The 18,743-nt window shown below is 62.6% G+C and carries 19 protein-coding genes and 1 tRNA gene; 12 read left to right on the forward strand and 8 right to left on the reverse strand.

What is annotated here, in order from left to right:
• Positions 1 to 18 precede the first annotated feature (18 nt).
• Positions 19 to 795 (reverse strand): ferredoxin--NADP reductase, encoded by a 777-nt coding sequence (locus tag DOD19_RS08285; protein WP_112185076.1) that lies wholly within the window; start codon positions 793 to 795, stop codon positions 19 to 21.
• Between the two features lie 254 nt (positions 796 to 1,049).
• On the opposite strand from DOD19_RS08285, the gene lexA reads away from it, so the two are divergent.
• The gene (gene lexA, locus DOD19_RS08290) at positions 1,050 to 1,700 is read left to right on the forward strand and encodes a transcriptional repressor LexA (RefSeq protein WP_112185078.1); all 651 of its coding nucleotides are present in this window, start codon (positions 1,050 to 1,052) and stop codon (positions 1,698 to 1,700) included.
• 119 nt (positions 1,701 to 1,819) lie between these two features.
• Positions 1,820 to 2,005, forward strand: coding sequence for a hypothetical protein (locus DOD19_RS08295; RefSeq protein ID WP_024975893.1), 186 nt, complete (start codon positions 1,820 to 1,822; stop codon positions 2,003 to 2,005).
• A gap of 341 nt (positions 2,006 to 2,346) precedes the next feature.
• Here the strand turns inward: DOD19_RS08295 and DOD19_RS08300 are convergent, their stop codons facing one another.
• Both DOD19_RS08300 and DOD19_RS08305 read right to left on the reverse strand, forming a co-directional pair.
• Positions 2,347 to 2,658, reverse strand: coding sequence for a cupin (locus DOD19_RS08300; protein ID WP_112185080.1), 312 nt, complete (start codon positions 2,656 to 2,658; stop codon positions 2,347 to 2,349).
• A 16-nt stretch (positions 2,659 to 2,674) separates the two neighbouring features.
• Positions 2,675 to 4,405 (reverse strand): dipeptidase, encoded by a 1,731-nt coding sequence (locus DOD19_RS08305; RefSeq protein ID WP_112185082.1) that lies wholly within the window; start codon positions 4,403 to 4,405, stop codon positions 2,675 to 2,677.
• A gap of 132 nt (positions 4,406 to 4,537) precedes the next feature.
• On the opposite strand from DOD19_RS08305, the gene DOD19_RS08310 reads away from it, so the two are divergent.
• Positions 4,538 to 4,930, forward strand: a complete 393-nt coding sequence (locus DOD19_RS08310) for a DUF4440 domain-containing protein (protein ID WP_112185083.1) — start codon at positions 4,538 to 4,540, stop codon at positions 4,928 to 4,930.
• A 55-nt stretch (positions 4,931 to 4,985) separates the two neighbouring features.
• Here DOD19_RS08310 and DOD19_RS08315 read toward each other — a convergent pair.
• From DOD19_RS08315 to DOD19_RS08325, 3 genes are all read right to left on the reverse strand, one after another.
• A tRNA-His gene (locus tag DOD19_RS08315) sits at positions 4,986 to 5,061 on the reverse strand.
• Between the two features lie 88 nt (positions 5,062 to 5,149).
• Positions 5,150 to 6,184 carry a tRNA dihydrouridine(20/20a) synthase DusA gene (gene dusA / locus DOD19_RS08320; protein ID WP_112185085.1) on the reverse strand — a complete coding sequence of 345 codons (1,035 nt, stop codon included), beginning with the start codon at positions 6,182 to 6,184 and terminating at the stop codon, positions 5,150 to 5,152.
• 44 nt (positions 6,185 to 6,228) lie between these two features.
• Positions 6,229 to 7,338, reverse strand: a complete 1,110-nt coding sequence (locus DOD19_RS08325) for an enoyl-CoA hydratase/isomerase family protein (RefSeq protein ID WP_112185087.1) — start codon at positions 7,336 to 7,338, stop codon at positions 6,229 to 6,231.
• Positions 7,339 to 7,484: 146 nt separating this feature from the next.
• On the opposite strand from DOD19_RS08325, the gene DOD19_RS08330 reads away from it, so the two are divergent.
• Positions 7,485 to 8,390 carry a sterol desaturase family protein gene (locus DOD19_RS08330; protein WP_112185089.1) on the forward strand — a complete coding sequence of 302 codons (906 nt, stop codon included), beginning with the start codon at positions 7,485 to 7,487 and terminating at the stop codon, positions 8,388 to 8,390.
• Here the strand turns inward: DOD19_RS08330 and DOD19_RS08335 are convergent.
• A complete protein-coding gene (locus DOD19_RS08335; protein WP_024975900.1) occupies positions 8,383 to 9,252 on the reverse strand; it encodes a LysR substrate-binding domain-containing protein in 870 nt (289 codons plus the stop codon). The two genes, DOD19_RS08330 and DOD19_RS08335, sit on opposite strands and share 8 nt — an antisense overlap.
• A 187-nt stretch (positions 9,253 to 9,439) precedes the next feature.
• Here DOD19_RS08335 and DOD19_RS08340 point away from each other — a divergent pair, with 187 nt between their 5' ends.
• The 7 genes from DOD19_RS08340 (at position 9,440) to metC (ending at position 16,036) form a co-directional block, all read left to right on the forward strand.
• On the forward strand, positions 9,440 to 10,276 hold the full coding sequence (locus tag DOD19_RS08340) for a transporter substrate-binding domain-containing protein (RefSeq protein WP_024975901.1): 837 nt from the start codon (positions 9,440 to 9,442) through the stop codon (positions 10,274 to 10,276).
• A gap of 16 nt (positions 10,277 to 10,292) precedes the next feature.
• Positions 10,293 to 10,985: an amino acid ABC transporter permease gene (locus tag DOD19_RS08345; protein WP_112185091.1), complete on the forward strand. Its 693-nt coding sequence runs from the start codon at positions 10,293 to 10,295 to the stop codon at positions 10,983 to 10,985.
• Positions 10,986 to 10,988: 3 nt separating this feature from the next.
• Positions 10,989 to 11,681: an amino acid ABC transporter permease gene (locus tag DOD19_RS08350; protein WP_112185093.1), complete on the forward strand. Its 693-nt coding sequence runs from the start codon at positions 10,989 to 10,991 to the stop codon at positions 11,679 to 11,681.
• A 29-nt stretch (positions 11,682 to 11,710) separates the two neighbouring features.
• Positions 11,711 to 12,466, forward strand: a complete 756-nt coding sequence (locus DOD19_RS08355) for an amino acid ABC transporter ATP-binding protein (protein WP_024975904.1) — start codon at positions 11,711 to 11,713, stop codon at positions 12,464 to 12,466.
• A 68-nt stretch (positions 12,467 to 12,534) separates the two neighbouring features.
• Positions 12,535 to 13,128, forward strand: a complete 594-nt coding sequence (locus tag DOD19_RS08360; protein WP_024975905.1) for a cysteine dioxygenase family protein — start codon at positions 12,535 to 12,537, stop codon at positions 13,126 to 13,128.
• A gap of 92 nt (positions 13,129 to 13,220) precedes the next feature.
• The gene (locus tag DOD19_RS08365; RefSeq protein ID WP_112185095.1) at positions 13,221 to 14,810 is read left to right on the forward strand and encodes a rhodanese-like domain-containing protein; all 1,590 of its coding nucleotides are present in this window, start codon (positions 13,221 to 13,223) and stop codon (positions 14,808 to 14,810) included.
• 26 nt (positions 14,811 to 14,836) lie between these two features.
• Entirely contained in the window at positions 14,837 to 16,036 is a 1,200-nt protein-coding gene (gene metC, locus DOD19_RS08370) for a cystathionine beta-lyase (protein ID WP_112185097.1), read from the forward strand.
• A gap of 74 nt (positions 16,037 to 16,110) precedes the next feature.
• Here the strand turns inward: metC and typA are convergent, their stop codons facing one another.
• On the reverse strand, positions 16,111 to 17,931 hold the full coding sequence (gene typA / locus DOD19_RS08375) for a translational GTPase TypA (RefSeq protein ID WP_024975908.1): 1,821 nt from the start codon (positions 17,929 to 17,931) through the stop codon (positions 16,111 to 16,113).
• Between the two features lie 250 nt (positions 17,932 to 18,181).
• Here typA and DOD19_RS08380 point away from each other — a divergent pair, with 250 nt between their 5' ends.
• Positions 18,182 to 18,700 carry a MarR family transcriptional regulator gene (locus DOD19_RS08380; protein ID WP_175537105.1) on the forward strand — a complete coding sequence of 173 codons (519 nt, stop codon included), beginning with the start codon at positions 18,182 to 18,184 and terminating at the stop codon, positions 18,698 to 18,700.
• The last annotated feature ends 43 nt before the right edge of the window (positions 18,701 to 18,743 follow it).

The raw sequence follows: 18,743 nt of genomic DNA on the forward strand, positions 1-18,743 counted from the left end.
CAGCGGAAGCAACGTCGATTATTTCTCGACGAAAGCGCGCTCGATCACGTAGTCACCGGCCTCGCCCATGCGCGGCGAGATCTTGAAACCCCGGGCATCGAGCAGCTTGCAAGTGTCTTCCAGCATGGCCGGACTGCCGCAGATCATGGCGCGATCCACTGCCGGATCCATCGGAGGCAGGCCGATGTCGGCAGACAGCTTGCCGCTATCGACGAGGTCAGTCAGGCGCCCCATGTTGCGGAACGGCTCGCGCGTGACGGTCGGGTAGTAGATCAGCTTCTCGCGCACCTGATCGCCGAAGAACTCGTTATTCGGCAATTCGCGGGTGATGAAGTCGGCATAGGCCAGCTCGCTCACTTGGCGCACACCGTGCAGCAGCACGACCTTCTCGAAGCGCTCGTAGGTGTCCGGGTCTTGGATGATGCTCATGAAAGGCGCGAGGCCGGTGCCGGTCCCGAACAGATACAGGTTCTTGCCGGGCAGCAGGTCATCCAGCACAAGCGTGCCGACCGGCTTCTTGCTCACCAGCAGCTTGTCGCCCACCTTCAGATGCTGCAGCCGCGACGTCAGCGGACCGTTCTGCACCTTGATGCTAAAGAACTCGAGGTGCTCTTCGTAGTTCGGGCTGGCAATGCTGTAGGCGCGCATCAGCGGCTTGCCCTCGACCTCCAGCCCGATCATGACGAAGTGGCCGTTATGGAAGCGCAGCGCCTGATCACGCGTGGTCTTGAAGCTGAATAGCGAGTCGTTCCAATGATGGACGCTCAGAACGGTCTCTTGATTGAAGGCGGACATGGTGACGTTCGGGCCAGCCCAACGAGGCTCAATCGGGCTATGTGGCGGTGCAAAAAATCGGTCAAGGCCTTGATTTTATGCGATTCCCCACGGCCGCGCCTGCATGGATTGCGCATAAGCTTCTAACCAGTCGCATAGGTTTTGACGCCGGTCATAAGGGCCGGGTGCTCACGCAACACATCACAACAAAATCACTTGCGCTTCCCGCGTCACTGTATAAAATCACAGCACCTGTTCAAATATACAGTACGCCAATGGCCGCCCTCACCTCTCGCCAACAGCAGATTTACGACCTGATCAGCCAGACGATCCAGCGCACGGGCTTTCCGCCAACGCGCGCCGAGATTGCCGCCGAGTTCGGCTTCTCATCGCCGAACGCGGCCGAGGAACACCTGCGCGCGCTGGCACGCAAGGGCGTGATCGAGCTGACGCCCGGCGCCTCGCGCGGCATTCGGCTGCGGGCAGCAGGCAACACGGCGCAGCATCAGTTCTCGCTGCCCTCGATGGGGTTGATGCAATTGACGCTGCCACTGGTTGGCCGCGTAGCCGCCGGTAGCCCCATCCTGGCTGCAGAACACATTGATCGCCAGTATCAGGTGGATCCGTCGCTGTTTTCTGCGCAGCCCGATTTTCTGCTGAAGGTGCGTGGCATGAGCATGCGCGACGCCGGCATTCTGGATGGCGATCTGCTGGCCGTGCAGCGCGCCGCCGAAGCCACCAACGGCAAGATCGTTGTTGCTCGACTTGGCGACGATGTCACGGTCAAGCGCTTCCAGCGCAAGGGCCGGCATGTCGAGCTGATTGCCGAGAACCCGGATTTCGAACCGATCCACGTCGATCTGGATCGTGATGAGTTTCACCTGGAGGGCCTGGCCGTCGGTCTGATCCGGCCTGCTGCTCCGTAAGTCTCCGGCGCATCTCAGCGCCAAACCTTCGCTGTTTGATCCAACCTGGAGGTGAGCCATCGGCTCGCCAGGGCGGAGTCTTGCCTCTCGCTTTTCCACCCGAACTCACGAGGTCTGCCATGCGACTCGGATCGATGTCTTCCCGCCGCCGTCCGGTACAGCCGGTGCCCTTCCGCCAAACCCAAGGCGTGCGCATCTATCAGGGGGAGCAGCGCCGTACGATGGTCGGCAGCATGGCCGCCATCTGCCGCATGCTGGATGCGATTCCGGTCGCTTCACGTACCGCTGGCGCCGAAAACTGCTGAGGAAAAGAAGGACGATGAGGGGCGATGAAACGCGCTCCAGCGGCCGATCAGGGCATACCCCAATGCTGCCGCCGCAACTGATTTCATACACTTGCCCTGCCCTGAGGACAGGGCTTTCTTCAACTGATTTTCGGCCCGCCGTCTGAGCGGGCTGTTTTTTTCTGTTCGCAAGTTGCTGCAGCGGCACATTCGGCGATGTTCCGTCAGCAAAACGGACGTTTACCCGGATGTTGTTTGGCGTACGTGACAGTAGTATTGCCAGTGCCCTCAGGGGCAATGAGATCGCTGAATTCGAAGCCCGCACATTGCGGGCTTTTTTTTCGCAATCGGCTGGCGAGCCGCTAAACGCTCCCGGCTTTCTCGACGACGAGAATTCTTGCCTCACCGCGTGGGTGCGCCACATGCTCGCAGCCGACACCGGCGAAGAAGATGTCGCCGGGCTCCAGCGTCGCGACCTTCTCTTCGCCGGCTTCGCGGTAATGCATGTCGACCGTGCCGTCGAGCACCACAAACACCTCTTCGCCATCGTTCACATGCCAGCGATAAGGCTCGTCGGTCCAATGCAAGCGCGTCGTAATGCCGCTCATGTTGGCAATATCGAGCGCGCCCCAGGCACGCTCGGCAGTGAACGACTTGGCGCGGATGATGTTCATGGCGATCCTCCGGCGGTTACTGCATCGACTGCAGATTGCCGATACGTACCAGCATCTCGGTGAACATCTGCATATCGAGGTCGAGGTCCGGCACTTCCTTGTACTCGTTGGCGTTGTGCGCGGTGTACTTCTTGCCGGGCATGGCGGGACCGAAGTTGATGGCGTTCGGCATCAGCTTGGCGGTTGTACTGCCGGCGGTCGGCACGGGCTTGGCGTCGAGGCCCGTGGTGTCTCCGTAGATGTTGAGCAGCGTCGACAGCCATGCCCCCTTCGGATCGCGTGCCATCCAGTTGCCTTGCTCGTGGTTGATCTCAAGGGCGACATGGTTGGCGTTGGCCCATGCGTTGATCTTGCCGGCGATCTCACCGCGCAGCGCGTCGGGCGTTTTGCCGCGCGGCATGCGTACGTTGGCGGTCACCTCCACGCGGCCATTCTTGTCGCCGATCACCGTAGGCGAGATGGTGAGCGGACCCATGAAGTCGTCCTTGTAGGCGAGGCCCATGGTGTTGCCGAGGTAGTCGGTGCCGTAAAGGTCGGTGAGGTAGCGCACAGCGTGAGCGTAAGCGTTGTCCGCCAGACCGAGATCGGCTGCTCGCAGGAACAGCGCCAGACGCGGCAGCGGGTTAACGCCTTCCTCCGGGCGCGAGCCGTGCGCCGACGTGCCGGTAACCTTGACGACGATGCTGTCCGCGGTGCGCGTGATGTCGATCACAAACTTGCCCTGTGCGGCCAAGCTGTTCACGAACGCGTCGCGCTTGGCTTCGAGCGCGGCGGCCGCCACGCCCAGATCCCCGCCTTTGAGCGTAGCGGTGGCCGTCTGCGGGACGGAGCTGGCCGACGCCGCACCCGTCATCGAAACGATGGCCGTATGCGTTGCATCGCCGGCCTGCGCAGGGAAAAACACCTTCAGCGCGCCAGTGCCTTTCTCGGCTACCACCGCCGGGTATTTGCTGTCGAGCACGATGTTGTACGCGGGCAATTGTGTGTGCTCGCGGTAGTACTTCATGCCATCGCCACCGGTTTCTTCGGTGGTTTCGATCATCAGACGGATCGTGCGCGCAAGCGGCACGCCGCTGTCCTTGACCGTTTTCATGGCGTACATGGCGGCGGCAATCGAGCCCTTGTCGTCAATCGTGCCGCGGCCGTACAGCAGATTGCCAACGCGCGTGACCTTGAACGGATCGAGCTTGGTGCCGTCGCCGAGCACCCATTCTTCGGGCTTTGCGGGTACGACATCGGCGTGCGTCAGGATGCCGAATTCATCCGAGCCGGTGCCGGGCAGCGTGACTTCAAATACGCGGTTGTCGACGTTGCGATATTTCAGGCCGAAGTCGCGCGCCATGCCCTCGACCAGCTTGCCGAACGCAACGATGGCGGGGTTTTCGTACTGCGGAATTTTGTCGTCACGCACCGTCGGCAGCGCGACCATCTTCTCGATCGAGGCGATCACCGCCTGCTGGTTGTGCAGGCGGTTGTACAGACCCAGCAGACGCCCGATGTTGATGAGGTCATAGCCAGTGAGCGCGGCCTTCTTCTGGTACGCGGCGACGCTACCTGCAACCTGCGGATCAGCCTTGGCGGCTGCCGCTAGAAAACTGCTCAGGTCAGCCGATGCCTTGGATTGTTCGGCGGCGAGCAGCGCGTCGAGTTGCGGTTTCTGAAGCGTGGCGGCAAAGGCGCCGGTGCCGCAAGCCAGCGACAGTGCGATCGTCAGCGAAGACAGGCCAATACGGGCAGTGCGTTGCATCGAAGTGGTTTCCGGAAAAGGGAAAGGCGCCATCATAGGGGCGAAGCGCAAGCCACGCATTGTGCAACGCGAAAAGCGCTAAGCCACGCCCGCTGCGCGGTATGCTTGGAACTTTCCCAGGAGGCTTGCCGCATGGAACCGTCTCTGGATACCGCCCCGGGTCTGCTGAGCGTGCTGGAAGAACTACGCCGGCGCGAACCCATCTTCCATCGCCCCGAACTGGGCACGCGCCGCGAAGACTTCGAGCGCATGACCACGGAAGACTTCTGGGAAACAGGTGCCTCGGGTCAGCGCTATAGCCGCAGCTATGTGCTCGGCGTTCTCGATGCCCGGCACGGCCATATCGGCGAGGATTTCTGGCAAACGCGGGATTTCCGCTGCCAGGAAATTGCGCCCGACAACTACCTGCTAACGTACACGCTGGTGCAATCGAACCGGACAACACGCCGGGCAACGTTGTGGCGGCGGACGGCTGATGGCTGGAAGGTGGTGTATCACCAGGGGACGGTCGTGGCGGAGGCGTAGACACTGCGCGCAGACGTAAAAAAGCCCGCTTTTGCGGGCTTTTTTACTGAAACTTTGGGGTGACTGATGGGATTCGAACCCACGACAACCAGAATCACAATCTGGGACTCTACCAACTGAGCTACAGCCACCATCGTACGAACAGCAAAACTGGCAACTGCTCGGCGAAAACCGAAATTATACAAACATTCTTTCGGCGTGCCTAGGGGGTCATGCAATTTATGCTGCGACCGCCTCGTCAGCTGATTCTTCGCCGCGCCGCAAATGGGTCCGGGCCTCATCAAACAGCCTGTGGGCGTCGGCCAGCGTCTTGACGCGACCCAGCGCCTTGGAATCCGACAGCACGCGCCGCCAGCCGCGCGCACCCGCCACGCCACGATACAGTCCCAGCATATGGCGCACCGCAGCACCGGCGTAGCCGCCGCGCTCTACCCAGCGGCCGACGTAGCCGATCATTGCGTCTTCCACCTCTGCGCGCGCGGGGGCCTCGGTGCCTGCGCCGTAGTACCGCGCATCGAACACCGCCATCAGATGCGGATGGTGATATGCCTCGCGGCCGATCATGACGCCATCAATGTGTGCAAGGTGCGTGTCGATCTGCTCCAGCGTCTGCACCCCGCCGTTGAGGAGGATTTCCAGATGCGGAAAATCGCGCTTGAGCTGGTAGACGACTTCATACCGCAGCGGCGGAATCTCGCGATTTTCCTTGGGGCTCAGGCCTTTCAGGATGGCGTTGCGCGCGTGGACGATGAAGGTTTCGCAACCCGCCTCGGCGATGGTGCCAACGAAATCGCGCACGAAATCATAGGTCTCGATGGCGTCGATGCCGATGCGGTGCTTGACCGTGACCGGAATCGACACCGCGTCGCGCATCGCCTTGACGCCCTGGGTGACGAGCTTCGGTTCGGCCATCAGGCACGCGCCGAACGCACCTCGCTGCACGCGCTCTGACGGGCAGCCGCAGTTGAGGTTGATTTCCTTGTAGCCCCATTGCTGGCCGAGACGCGCGGCCTGGGCCAGATCATCGGGTTCGCTGCCGCCGAGCTGCAGTGCCACGGGATGCTCGACCTCGTCGAAATCGAGGTGGCGCGGGACGTCGCCGTGCAGCAGCGCGCCGGTGGTCACCATTTCCGTGTAGAGCCAGGTGTGGCGCGAGATCTGGCGATGGAAGAACCGGCAATGTCGGTCCGTCCAATCCATCATGGGCGCCACCGACAAGCGGCGAGGGTTGGGCGTGGGGCGTTCAGCGGTCACAGCAAGATCAACGATTCAAATTCCAGGCGCGCAGTTTACCGGTTCTAGTCCCACAGCCCCAGCAGCGGATGCTGCTCATGGCGCCACGGCGAGATAAAGAACGCAGCCACTTCATCGTCACGGACAGCGTCGATGTTCGCGTGCTTCCACTTGGGCGCATGGTCCTTGTCGACCGCGAGTGCGCGAATGCCTTCGATACCGTCGCCTTCAGCAAACACGTGCGTCATCATGTCCAGCTCGCGGCGCAGTTCATCGGCCAACGTGGTGTGGCGGCCGCGGCGGATCAGCTCAAGCGTCACCGCCATCATCAACGGCGAGCGCTTGGCCATGTGCTCAGCGGTCTGTGCGGCCCATTCGGCCTCCGTGCTGCCAGCCAGATCGGCAAAGATGCCTTGCACGCTGCTCTGGCTGAAGCAGGCGTCGATGGCCTCGCGGTGAGGCGCGATGATGGCCTTGGCATCATCCGGCGTCGATGCAGCTTCGGTAAAGCAGGCAGCGATCTGCTCGGCGCTGCTCCAGTCTCCGTCGCGCAGGCGTTGGACGATGGCCGCCAGCGCCTCGGTGGTGACGTGGCAATCGGCAAGGCCAACCGACAACGCGTCCGCCGCTTCGATCATCTGCCCTGTCACTCCCAGGTATTCGCCCACATGGCCGGGCACGCGCGCCAGGAACCAGCCACCGCCCACGTCCGGGAACAGGCCGATGTTGGTTTCGGGCATGGCCATCTTCGTGCGCTCGGTCACCACGCGCAGCGATGCGCCTTGCGAGATGCCCATGCCACCGCCCATCACCACGCCGTCCATCAGCGCGATGTAGGGCTTGGCATAGCTGAAGATCAGGTGATTGAGGCGGTATTCCTCGGTGAAAAAGGTGATGAGTTGCGGGTCGCCCGCCGTGGCGGCGCGGTGGAAGAAACGGATGTCGCCGCCTGCACACAGGGCCTTGCCGCCCTCGCCACGCAGGATGACGGCGTGGACCTCCGGATCGTGCTGCCAGGCCAGCAGCGCATGCGACATCGCGCGGATCATCTCCAGCGACAGCGCGTTGAGCGCCTGCGGCCGGTTCAGCGTCAGCCAGCCGATGCCGCCGCGTACTTCGGCGATCACGTTGGGTTGGACTTCAGCCTGAGGCGCGATGGAAACAGTGGATTGCATGTCTCGGATGTTGTTGTGGGAATAACGGCTCGCACTGTACACGACAGCGTATTGAAGCGAGGAAGGGCTCTAGCCTGCCCCCTTTCGCAGCGCGGGTGTTGGGCGTATACCTGCCGGTTGGAGACGACACACATCACAACAATCCAATGACCCCTGCGAACGCTACCCCGGGCGCATCCGGTTTCGACCCAGGCCTGATCCTGCTGGCCTTTGCGCCAGTCTTCCTACTGACCATCGGCGCAGAGGCGTGGTACTGGCGCAAGCGCGATCCATCCGTCTACAGCTTCAAGGACACCGTTTCAAACGCCTGCCTCGCACTCATGCACCAGGCGTCGGATGCGTTCTTTCTGTGGCTGATGATCAAGACGGTCTACTCGTGGACATACAGCCACGGCCTGCGCGCGGTGCCCGAGACGTGGTGGTCCTTCGTGTTGCTCCTGTTGCTGCAGGATTTTCTGTACTACTTCTTCCATCGCGCGAGCCATCGCGTGCGCTGGATGTGGGCCTCGCATGTGACGCACCACTCGTCGGAAGGCATGAATTTTTCGACGGCGTTCCGCCAGAGCCTGACCTATCCGATTTCCGGCATGTGGCTGTTCTGGATTCCGCTTGCCTGGATCGGCTTTACGCCGGACTGGGTGATCCTTGCCGTGGGCCTGAACCTGGCATTCCAGTTCTTCGTGCATACGCGGCTGGGTGCGCTGGATTCGCGCTACGCCGGCTTCTGGCGGTGGCTCGGGCAATACGTGAATACGCCGTCGGTGCATCGCGTGCACCACGCCAAGAACCCGCAGTACATCGACCGAAACTACGCCGGCGTGCTGACTATCTGGGACCGCATGTTCGGCAGCTTCGTGCCGGAGGAAGACGCGCCCATCTTTGGCATCACGCGGCAAGTCCACACACACAACCCGATCGCCCTCACCTTCCACGAATGGCGCGACATGTGGGCTGACGTGTTCCGCGATCGGGACATTCGCTACCTGTGGAAACCACCCGAGTGGCGCAGCCCGCGTGCTGCAGTCGCGGCCGAGGCGATGCCGCTCACATGAATGGCGGCCCGAAGCGCGTGGCGACGCGATCGGTGGAATCGAACAGATCGCGCAGGACGGCGCTGGTGCACGTTGGCTGCACGTAAAGGTAGAAGGCCACCTCCGGCAGTCGCGGCAAGCCGTCTGCTTCGGTCAGCACACGCATGTTGGCGTCGAGCAATTCGGTCGTGCGCGCCGTCACGCCCAGCCCCGCGCTGATCGCAGCCTTGATGCCCGTGAGCGTGGGCGACAGATAACTCGTGCGCCACGGGATGTGATGCGCGTCCAGGCATTCAATCGACAGCTGACGGAACAGGCTCAGCTCGTCGGCCATGACCAGCGGCACCGGCGCGGCAGAGTTGAAGATGAAATCTTCCGCGCAGATCCACACCATCGGCGACGTGCGCAGCTTGATGCCGGGAAACGCATCGTCATAGCGCGTGGAAATCGCCAGATCGAGCGTCTTGTCGCGCAACGCGTCCATCAGGAACGGGCTGCGACCAACGTTGATCTCCATCTGCAATTCCGGCGACAGCTTGGACAACCGCCGCAGCAAATTCGGCAAAATCGAATCGGCCACGTCATGCGGTGAGCCGATGCGGATTTTCTCGATTGGGCCGCCCGTCTGGATCACCTGCACGGCCTGGTCGTTCAGCGCCAGGATCTTGTGCGCATAGGCGACGAGCCGCACGCCATCGGGCGTCATCATCTTGTGGCGGCCGCGTTTTTCGAACAGCGCGCAACCCATTTCCTCCTCCAGCCGCTGCATCTGCTGCGTGACCGCAGACTGCGTGCGCCCCACCCGTGCCGCCGCCGCGGCAAACGTCTCGTGCTGTGCGATCGCTACGAATGTGCGCAGCAAATCGATGTCCAGATTTCGCATCTCGATCCCGATACTTCAGAAGCTCTAATCAATTCCAGCCAAGAATTAAATTGTTCTGCGCAATTCTGGCCGATAACCTGCCGGAAACACAAATAACACTGAACGAACAATACGTTCAGGCAGACACCCGAGCCGTGGGGAAATCGCGGTCCGACACTGAATCGGTTTCATACAAAGGAGGAACACCATGTGGGTATGGAAATGGGCGCAAGCCGCCGCGACGCTGACCTTGGGCACGCTAGGCGTGGCAGGTGCGGCGCACGCCGACGCGCTGACGGATATCAAATCGCGCGGCACCCTGGTCTGCGGCACGCAGAACGCCAGCGAGCCTTACGCCTTTCCCGACGCCGCCACACGGCAGATCGTCGGCTTTGACGTGGATGTGTGCAGCGCGTTGGCCAAGGGTCTGGGCGTCAAGCTGGAGCACCGCGCGCTGTCGACCGACGCACGCATTCCTGAACTGAAGACACATCGCGTGGATGTGCTGGCCGCCGCTGTGGCATGGATGCCGGCGCGCGCCGCGCAAGTGGATTTCAGCAACCAATATTTCGTTGCGCCGATCCGCGTGCTGGTGCGGGCTGATTCGCCCATCCAGACGCTCGATCAGCTTGCCAACAAGAAAATCGCCGCATCCGAAGGGTCCAGCTCGGCAGCCGTGTCGGTCACGCGCCTGCCGGATTCGCGCCTGCTGACATTCCACGATATTTCGTCAGCGTATCTGGCCTTGCAACAGGGCAAGGTCGATGGGCTGGTAGCGGGGCAACTCGTGCTGGCCCGCTTTGCCAACGAGGCAGCGCAGAAAGGCGGCCAGCAATATCGCCTGCTGAGCGCACCCGTTTATGAAGAGCGCTGGGGCGTGGTGATGAACAAGAACGAGCCCGCGCTCATGGCGGCGGTCAACAAGGTGCTGGCGGATTACGACCAGTCCAGCGGACTGCAGACGAGCTTCGACAAGTGGCTCGGCGCCAAGTCGGTCTACAAGTTCTCGCGCGACTACAAGGTCGAACCGATCAAGCCGCAGTAAGCCCAAGGCGGCCGACATGTTCGATCTCTCGTTCCTGCTCGAAGACGGCTATCTGCGCCTGTTGCGGGACGGCATCCTGACCACATTGCGTCTGTTTGTCGTCTCGGGCCTGCTGGCCACCGCCGTTGGCGTTTCACTGGCCACGCTGCGCGCGCTGCCGGTACGCGTGTTCAAGGCGTTCGTCATCGTGGTTGTCGAATACCACCGCAACGTGCCAATGCTGGTGCAGATACTGGTGTGGTATTTCGGCATCCCGCAGTTGCTGCCGGAATCGCTCAAAGTATGGATCAACGCCGGCAACACCGAGTTCTTCTTCGCGGCGATCGCCCTGGCGCTGAACTCAGGCGCGTTCATCTCCGAAGACCTGCGCTCGGGCCTGCGTGCGATCCCGCATACGCAGCAGGAGGCGGCCTGGTCGATCGGGCTGACGCATCTGCAGGCGCTGCGTTACGTGATCCTTCCGCAGGGGATTCGCGTGGCGCTGCCCGCGCTGCTCAACCAGGCGCTATTGCTGTTCAAGAACAGCTCGCTCGCGATGGCCATCGGCGTGCACGAATTGCTCTACCGCACGCGGCAGATCGACAACCTCACCTTCCGCACGTTTGATGTGTTCCTCATCGCCACGCTGCTGTATCTGCTCGGCACGCTCGCGTTGATGTCGCTGTCGGATCGCGTTGCCAAGCGTCGTACGACGCCACTGGGGGTCTGACGCATGCTTGAAATCCTGCATGACTATCTGGCGTTGTTCCTGGTCGGGTCGTGGCCGAACGGGCCGCTGGGCGGCGTAGCGGTGACGCTGGTGCTTTCGGTGCTGGGCTTGGTGATGTCGTTCCCGATTGCAGTGCTGATCGGTCTGGCGCACGTGAGCCCCTGGCGCTGGCTGCGTCGTATTGCCGGTGTTTGGTCTCGCCTGGTGCGCGGCATTCCGCTGCTGATGATCATCTTCTGGGCTTACTTTGCGGTGCCGCTGCTGGTGGGCAAGGAAGTGTCGGCGTTCACCACGGCGGTCTGCGCGATCATCGTCTACGAGAGCGCATTCCTCTCGCAGATTGTGCGCGCGGGGCTCGAGGGCCTGCCGCGCGGGCAGATGGAAGCAGCGCGCTCGAACGGCCTGTCCTGGCTGCAGAGCATGCACTACGTGCAACTGCCGCAAGCGCTGACCAACATGCTGCCGTCGATCGTCAACCAGTTCGTGTCGATCATCAAGGCAACGTCGCTCGCCTATGTGATTGGCGTGCCGGAGCTGACGTACTCGGCGGCGCAGGTCAACACCATCACGCTGACCAAGCCGCTGGAGACCTTCCTCGTGCTGGCTGCCTTCTACTTCGTTCTGTGCTTCGCCATCTCCCGCTTCGCGGGGCAGCTGGAGCGCCGCATTGCCCGCCATCGCGCTGGGCTTGCCTAGGAACAAACCCTTGCCGGAGACCACTTCCCATGCTGGCATTTGAAAACGTCGACAAGTATTACGACGACTACCACGCGCTCAAAGGCATCAACGCCACCATCGAACGCGGTGAAGTCGTTGTGGTGTGCGGGCCCTCGGGCTCGGGCAAATCCACGCTGATCCGCACGGTCACGCGGCTGGAGGGCATCCACGGCGGATGCATCCGCTTTGAAGGACGCGATGTCCATGCGCGCGATGTGCGCGTCAACCAATTGCGTGCGCGCATCGGCTTCGTGTTCCAGAACTTCAACCTGTTCCAGAACCTGTCGGTGCGGCAGAACCTGATCCTCGGGCCGACCAAGGTGCTCGGTCTATCGCGCGACGAAGCGACGGCGCAGGCCGAAGCGCTGCTTGCCAAGGTCGGCCTTGCCCACAAGATCGACGCGATGCCCGAGAACCTCTCGGGCGGCCAGCAGCAGCGCGTGGCCATTGCGCGGGCGCTGGCGATGAAGCCGCCGCTCATGCTGTTTGACGAGCCGACCAGCGCTCTCGATCCCGAGATGGTGCAAGAGGTTCTGCACGTGATGCGCGAGCTGGCAGACGACGGTCTCACTATGATGATCGTCACCCACGAGATGGGCTTCGCGCGCGATGTGTCGAGCCGTGTCTGGTTCATGGACCAGGGCGAGTTGCTGGAGGACTCGCCGCCCGACCAGTTCTTCAGCCGCCCGAAACACGCCCGCGCGCAGCGCTTTCTGCAAGACGTCCTGCGGCCTGCCCCGCGCATTGCCGAACTCGTCGCCTGATACCGACAACGACAACAACGCCACGTAATACAACGCAAGGCGCCCCAATACCTCAGGAGAATCCATCCATGTCTACATCTCTTCCTCTGCAACGCCAAGCGGCAGTCAATGACGCGATTGCCGCCATGAAGGCCGCACTCGCACCCGAAGGTGAAACGCGTCCCGCACTGGCGGACGTACTCGAACAGGTCAAAGGTCTCGCCGCGCGCACGGAGTTCTGGCAGGAAACCGACTTCCCGCCTCCCAGCGACGGCGAGCTGCAAGCCCGCTACCTGATTCACGAAGATGCCGACCAGACCTACGCGCTGTACCTGAACGTCATGCGCCCGGGCAAGAAGATCACGCCGCACAACCACACCACGTGGGCCTGCATCGCCGCCGTGGACGGCACGGAATACAACTACGTCTACCGCCGCACCGATGACCGCACCACGCCCGGCGTCGGCACGCTGGAAATGACCGACACCGTCGTCGTCGAACCCGGTACCGGCATCGCGCTGGCAGCCGAAGACATCCACGCCGTTGAGATCAAGGGCGAGGCTCCCATCCGCCATCTGCACATGTACGGACGCGCGCTCGAAACGCTGACCGAGCGCATCACGTTCGACCTTGCCACTGGTCGCTACCAGACCATGGGCATTGGCGTGAAGACCCGCCGCTAACCGGCCAGCTTCAACCCGAATCGCGTTGCCTGCAATCCGCGCTGCGTGCGCGGAGGGGCGTCGCTCACCCTTTTGATTCGTTTCGCATCGATATGACATCGTTCGTTACCGCCCAGACCCTGAAAGCGTGGCTGCATGACGGCGCCGAGATCGCGCTGTTCGACGTGCGCGAGCACGGCCAGTACGGCGAAGCCCACCTCTTCTACGCCATCCCTCTGCCGTACAGCCGTCTTGAGATCGATGTCCCGCGGCTCGCGCCTCGCCGCGCGGTGCGCATGGTCGTTTATGACGACAACGATGGCGTTGCCGAGCGCGCGGCTGAACGACTGACCGCCATCGGCTACACCAATGTGCACGTGCTGCAAGGCGGCGCACAGGGCTGGACCCACGCAGGCTTCACGCTGTTTGCCGGCGTCAACGTGCCGTCCAAAACCTTCGGTGAACTCGTCGAGATGGCGTACCACACGCCACGCGTCACCGCACGCGAGCTTGCGGCCATGCGCGAGCGCGGCGACGACGTCGTCATCGTCGACGGCCGACCCGTCAGCGAATATCTGAAGATGACGATCCCGTCGTCGATCTGCTGCCCGAACGGCGAGCTGGGGCTGCGCATCCGCGAGCTTGTCCCGGACGCGACCACGCCGATCGTCGTCAACTGCGCGGGGCGCACACGCAGCATCATCGGCGCGCAGACGCTGATCAACCTGGGCATCCCCAACCCGGTGATGGCGCTGGAGAACGGAACGCAAGGCTGGTGCCTGGAAGACCTTCCGCTGGAGCACGGCAGCACGCGCCGTTACCCCGACGTCGTTACGCCCGCTACTGTCAAGGACATGCGCGAGGCCAGTCAGCAACTCGCCGCTCGCTTTGCAGTGCCCGAGGTGGATGCAGCAACAGTCGCACGTTGGGCTGCACACGGTGAGCACAGCGTCTTCCTGTGCGATGTCCGCACGCCCGAGGAATTCGCCAGCGGCAGCCTGCCGGGAGCGCAGCATGCGCCGGGCGGACAGTTGATTCAGGCAACCGATCAGTACGTCGGCGTACGCCATGCCCGCCTCGTGCTCTTCGATGCCGACGGCGTGCGTGCGCCAATCGTTGCGAGCTGGCTGCGGCAACTCGGCCACGATGCCTATGTGCTGCGCGAGGGATTGAACAGCAACGCAAGCCTGCAGGTGGCCCCCACCGCGTTGCCGCAACCGTTACCGGAAATCAGTGCGCAAGCGCTCTCCACCCTGCTTGCGGCCAGTACCGCACAAGTGATCGACTTGCGCTCCAGCATGGCCTTCCGCCGCGCCCACGTGCCTGGCGCCACATGGGCCATTCGTCCGCGCTTGCCGGCCCTGGCCGCTGACCGCGATACCGTGCTGATCGCTGACGACCCGCGCATCGCACAACTCGCCGCAGCAGATTGGATCGCAAACGCACCCCAGACCGCGTCGCGTCTCAAACTCCTCGCCGGAAGCGTCGCCGCGTGGACTGCCGCTGGCTACGTCACCGAAGGTTCCGAGAACGTCCCGCCCGACGCCGATTGCATCGACTATCTCTTCTTCGTGCATGATCGGCATGACGGCAACAAGGCTGCGGCAAGGCAATACCTGGCCTGGGAAACCGGCCTGCTCGCCCAGCTCGACGCGCAGGAGCTTGGCGCCTTCCGCGTGGGCGCCGGTGCCGCGCAGTCATGACGCTCAACCTTTGAGACCCACGCACCATGTCATCGCAGAAAACCGAGCCACGATTGGCAACCCGAGTCGCGACTCGCCTCATCAAGGGCGGCACATCGCCCGCCTTTGAAGGCGGCCGAGCCGTCAACCCGCCCGTCGTGCGCGCCTCCACCGTGCTGTTCGATTCGATGGACGAGATGAACGACGCGCGCCGCCGTCGCGACACCGAACGCATGTTCACCTACGGTGCGCGCGGCAACCCGACGGGCTTTGCGCTGGAAGACGTTGTCGCACAACTCGAAGGCGGCTATCGCACGCGGCTCTTCCCGACTGGCCTGGCCGCCATCTCGATGGTTTTCCTGGCCTTCGCCCGCCCAGGGGATCACGTATTGATTGCCGATTGCGTCTACCAGCCGCTGCGTTATTTCGTCGATACGTTCCTGCGCCCCTGGGGCGTGGAGGTGACGTACTTCTGCGCCGACGGCAACGATGTCGCACAGCAGCTCAAAACGACGACCAAGCTCGTCTACGTGGAATGCCCGGGCTCGCTCGTCTATGAGATGTGCGATCTGCCCGCGCTGGCTGAGATTGCGCATCGCCATGGGGCGCTGGTCATCGCCGACAACACGTGGGGTTCGGGCCTGCAATACCGCCCACTCACACTGGGCGCCGACGTATCGGTCATGGCGGCAACCAAGTACCTGAGCGGCCACTCCGACGTGATGATGGGCACGGTGACCACCACACAGGCGTGCTGGCAAACGCTCGCCACGATGTGCGACGCCCAAGGCGTGGCTGTCAGCCCCGACGATGCCTATCTCGTGCTGCGCGGCACGCGCACGCTGGCCGCGCGCCTCGCCATGCATGAACGTAACGCGCTGGAGATTGCGCATTGGCTTGTGGCGCGCCCGGAAGTGGCACGTGTCTTTTGTCCCGCGCTTCCCGAAGACCCCGGCCACGCATTGTGGCAACGCGACTGCAGCGGCACCAACGGACTCGTCTCGTTCGAATTCGCCCAAGCAGATGCGCAAACCGCTGGGCGCTTCGTCGATGCACTCACGCTGTTTGGCATCGGTGCTTCATGGGGCGGCTTCGAGAGTCTTGCGACGGTCAGCAATGTGGCGGGCACGCGCACCTGCACGGATTGGTCCAGAGCGGGCCCGATCGTGCGCCTGCATATCGGACTGGAAGACCCGCAAGACCTGATCGGCGATCTGGCACAAGCCTTCGCGCGCATCCAGACGTAACGCCACCGGCATGGCCGGACGAAAAAAAAACGCCCCGAAATCTCGGGGCGTCTTCTTGGCAGATCGACTGGCGATCAGACCGCTTCTTCACGCGATGCGCGCTTGCGCTCGTGTTCCTTCAGGTGACGCTTGCGCAGGCGGATGCTCTTCGGCGTGACTTCCACCAGCTCGTCGTCGGCGATGAACTCGACCGCGTATTCCAGCGACATCTGAATCGGCGGCACCAGGCGCACAGCTTCATCGGTACCCGACGCACGCACGTTGGTCAGCTGCTTGCCCTTGATCGGGTTGACGACCAGGTCGTTATCGCGGCTGTGGATGCCGATGATCATGCCCTCGTAAAGAGCATCACCAGGCGACACGAACATACGGCCGCGATCCTGCAGCTTCCACAGCGCGTAGGCCACGGCAGCGCCGTCGTCCTGCGAGATCAGCACGCCGTTGTGGCGCTCGCCCAGGTCGCCTTCCTTGACCGGCGAATAATCGTCGAAGATGTGGCTGATGAGGCCGGTGCCGCGGGTCAGCGTCAGGAATTCACCCTGGAAGCCAATCAGACCGCGGGCCGGAATGCGGTATTCCAGACGCGTACGGCCCTTGCCGTCCGACGCCATGTCGAGCAGTTCGCCCTTGCGGCGGCCCAGCTCTTCCATGACACCGCCCTGGTGGCCGTCTTCCACGTCCACGGTCAGGCGCTCAAACGGCTCGCATTTCACGCCGTCGATTTCCTTGAACACCACGCGCGGGCGCGACACGGCCAGCTCGTAGCCTTCACGGCGCATGTTTTCCACCAGAATCGTCAAGTGCAGTTCACCACGGCCCGACACTTCGAAGATCGTGTCGTCGCCGGTGTCCTTCACGCGCAGGGCCACGTTGGACTTCAGCTCGCGGTCCAGACGGTCGCGCAGTTGGCGGCTCGTCACGAACTTGCCTTCGCGGCCAGCCAGCGGCGAGGTGTTGACGCAGAAGTTCATCGTCAGCGTCGGCTCGTCCACCTTCAGCATCGGCAGCGCTTCCTGGGCGTCCGGCGCACACACGGTGCAACCGATGCCCAGTTCTTCAATACCGTTGATCAGCACGATGTCGCCGGCTTCGGCTTCCTGCACCAGCTCACGCTCCAGGCCGCGGAACTTCAGCACTTGGTTGATACGGCCCTTGATCGGGTTGCCTTCCGGACCGAACTTGACCACCACGTCCTGCAGCGGACGCACACGGCCACGCGTAATGCGGCCCACGCCGATCTTGCCGACGTAGCTTGAGTAGTCCAGCGAGATGATCTGCAGCTGGAACGGACCGTTCGGGTCGTCGTTACGCTGCGGCACCTTGTCGAGAATGGTCTCGAACAGCGGCTTCATGTCGCCTTCGCGCACGTCGTCGGTCAGGCCGGCGTAACCGTTCAAGCCCGAGGCGTACACCACCGGGAAGTCGAGCTGGTCGTCGTTGGCGCCCAGCTTGTCGAACAGGTCGAAGGTCTGGTTGATCACCCACTCCGGACGCGCACCCGGGCGGTCCACCTTGTTGATCACGACGATCGGCTTCAGGCCCAGGGCCAGCGCCTTGCGCGTCACAAAGCGCGTTTGCGGCATCGGGCCTTCCACTGCATCCACCAGCAGCAGCACGCCGTCGACCATCGACAGCACGCGCTCGACCTCGCCGCCGAAGTCGGCGTGCCCCGGCGTATCGACGATGTTGATGTGGGTACCGTTGTATTCGACCGCGCAGTTCTTCGCGAGGATGGTAATGCCGCGTTCTTTTTCGATGTCGTTCGAATCCATCACGCGCTCGGCGATCTGCTCGTTCTCGCGGAACGTGCCGGATTGGCGAAGGAGCTGGTCGACCAGTGTGGTTTTGCCGTGGTCAACGTGGGCAATGATGGCGATGTTGCGAAGCGCGCGCATGGGATGTGAACTCGAAAAGACGTGACACGAGCCCGGGACAGCACCCAAATTCAGCTCGCGGAATAACCTGACATTCTAGCATGCTGCGATGCGCAAGACATGACACTCAGTGAAGAATCGATAAGGGAGCGATGTCTGAGTGATTACTGAATCACTCATTATTTCCTAAACTGGAATCACACATTCAGTACCTTGCTGTTTGCTGCGCCAATTCGTATATTTGTCCGGACAATGATTGTGCATACATAAGATGTCCGAACAGACAAGACCCGCCACCGAAGTTGCTGCCGGAACCCTCTTCCGGGTGGAGGACTACCGCATGTGCGAAAGCGTGGGCTACCTCGTGGGGCGCGCCAAGACGGCGCTGTCCATGGCCATCGAGCAGGAAGTTGCCGCGATGGATGTGACGCATTCCCAGGCCAGTTGCCTGGTGCTTCTCGCCAACGGCCGATGCCAAACCGCCACCGACCTCGGCCGCGAATTGAACACCGACATCGGTTCGCTCACGCGCATGCTCAGCCGCATGGAAAAGCGTGGCCTGATCGAGCGCGTGCGCAGCGAGTCCGACCGCCGCGTCGTGCATCTGGAGGTGACCCAAGCCGGCCGTGACTTGGCCGACCGCATGCCAGCCATCTATACGCACGTGCTGAATCGTTTCTTTGCCGGCTTCACGCCGGGCGACGTCGATACGCTGCGCGAGCTCCTCAAGCGCATTCTCGACAACGGTGCCGCAACGGAGGGGCATCGCGTACGCCCCGCCGGTCACTGACGCTGCTCTGCCTGAATTGCACCCGCAGCACCGAACGCTTTCC

Source organism: Ralstonia sp. GX3-BWBA (assembly GCF_003290055.1).
Lineage (GTDB): Bacteria > Pseudomonadota > Gammaproteobacteria > Burkholderiales > Burkholderiaceae > Ralstonia > Ralstonia holmesii.

Excerpts from the sequence above, each read along its gene's own strand:
- DOD19_RS08285 (WP_112185076.1), bottom strand. The coding sequence starts at position 795 with ATGTCCGCCTTCAATCAAGAGACCGTTCTGAGCGTCCATCATTGGAAC.
- lexA (WP_112185078.1), top strand. The coding sequence starts at position 1,050 with ATGGCCGCCCTCACCTCTCGCCAACAGCAGATTTACGACCTGATCAGC.
- DOD19_RS08295 (WP_024975893.1), top strand. The coding sequence starts at position 1,820 with ATGCGACTCGGATCGATGTCTTCCCGCCGCCGTCCGGTACAGCCGGTG.
- DOD19_RS08300 (WP_112185080.1), bottom strand. The coding sequence starts at position 2,658 with ATGAACATCATCCGCGCCAAGTCGTTCACTGCCGAGCGTGCCTGGGGC.
- DOD19_RS08305 (WP_112185082.1), bottom strand. The coding sequence starts at position 4,405 with ATGCAACGCACTGCCCGTATTGGCCTGTCTTCGCTGACGATCGCACTG.
- DOD19_RS08310 (WP_112185083.1), top strand. The coding sequence starts at position 4,538 with ATGGAACCGTCTCTGGATACCGCCCCGGGTCTGCTGAGCGTGCTGGAA.
- DOD19_RS08325 (WP_112185087.1), bottom strand. The coding sequence starts at position 7,338 with ATGCAATCCACTGTTTCCATCGCGCCTCAGGCTGAAGTCCAACCCAAC.
- DOD19_RS08330 (WP_112185089.1), top strand. The coding sequence starts at position 7,485 with ATGACCCCTGCGAACGCTACCCCGGGCGCATCCGGTTTCGACCCAGGC.
- DOD19_RS08335 (WP_024975900.1), bottom strand. The coding sequence starts at position 9,252 with ATGCGAAATCTGGACATCGATTTGCTGCGCACATTCGTAGCGATCGCA.
- DOD19_RS08340 (WP_024975901.1), top strand. The coding sequence starts at position 9,440 with ATGTGGGTATGGAAATGGGCGCAAGCCGCCGCGACGCTGACCTTGGGC.
- DOD19_RS08345 (WP_112185091.1), top strand. The coding sequence starts at position 10,293 with ATGTTCGATCTCTCGTTCCTGCTCGAAGACGGCTATCTGCGCCTGTTG.
- DOD19_RS08350 (WP_112185093.1), top strand. The coding sequence starts at position 10,989 with ATGCTTGAAATCCTGCATGACTATCTGGCGTTGTTCCTGGTCGGGTCG.
- DOD19_RS08355 (WP_024975904.1), top strand. The coding sequence starts at position 11,711 with ATGCTGGCATTTGAAAACGTCGACAAGTATTACGACGACTACCACGCG.
- DOD19_RS08360 (WP_024975905.1), top strand. The coding sequence starts at position 12,535 with ATGTCTACATCTCTTCCTCTGCAACGCCAAGCGGCAGTCAATGACGCG.
- DOD19_RS08365 (WP_112185095.1), top strand. The coding sequence starts at position 13,221 with ATGACATCGTTCGTTACCGCCCAGACCCTGAAAGCGTGGCTGCATGAC.
- metC (WP_112185097.1), top strand. The coding sequence starts at position 14,837 with ATGTCATCGCAGAAAACCGAGCCACGATTGGCAACCCGAGTCGCGACT.
- typA (WP_024975908.1), bottom strand. The coding sequence starts at position 17,931 with ATGCGCGCGCTTCGCAACATCGCCATCATTGCCCACGTTGACCACGGC.
- DOD19_RS08380 (WP_175537105.1), top strand. The coding sequence starts at position 18,182 with ATGTCCGAACAGACAAGACCCGCCACCGAAGTTGCTGCCGGAACCCTC.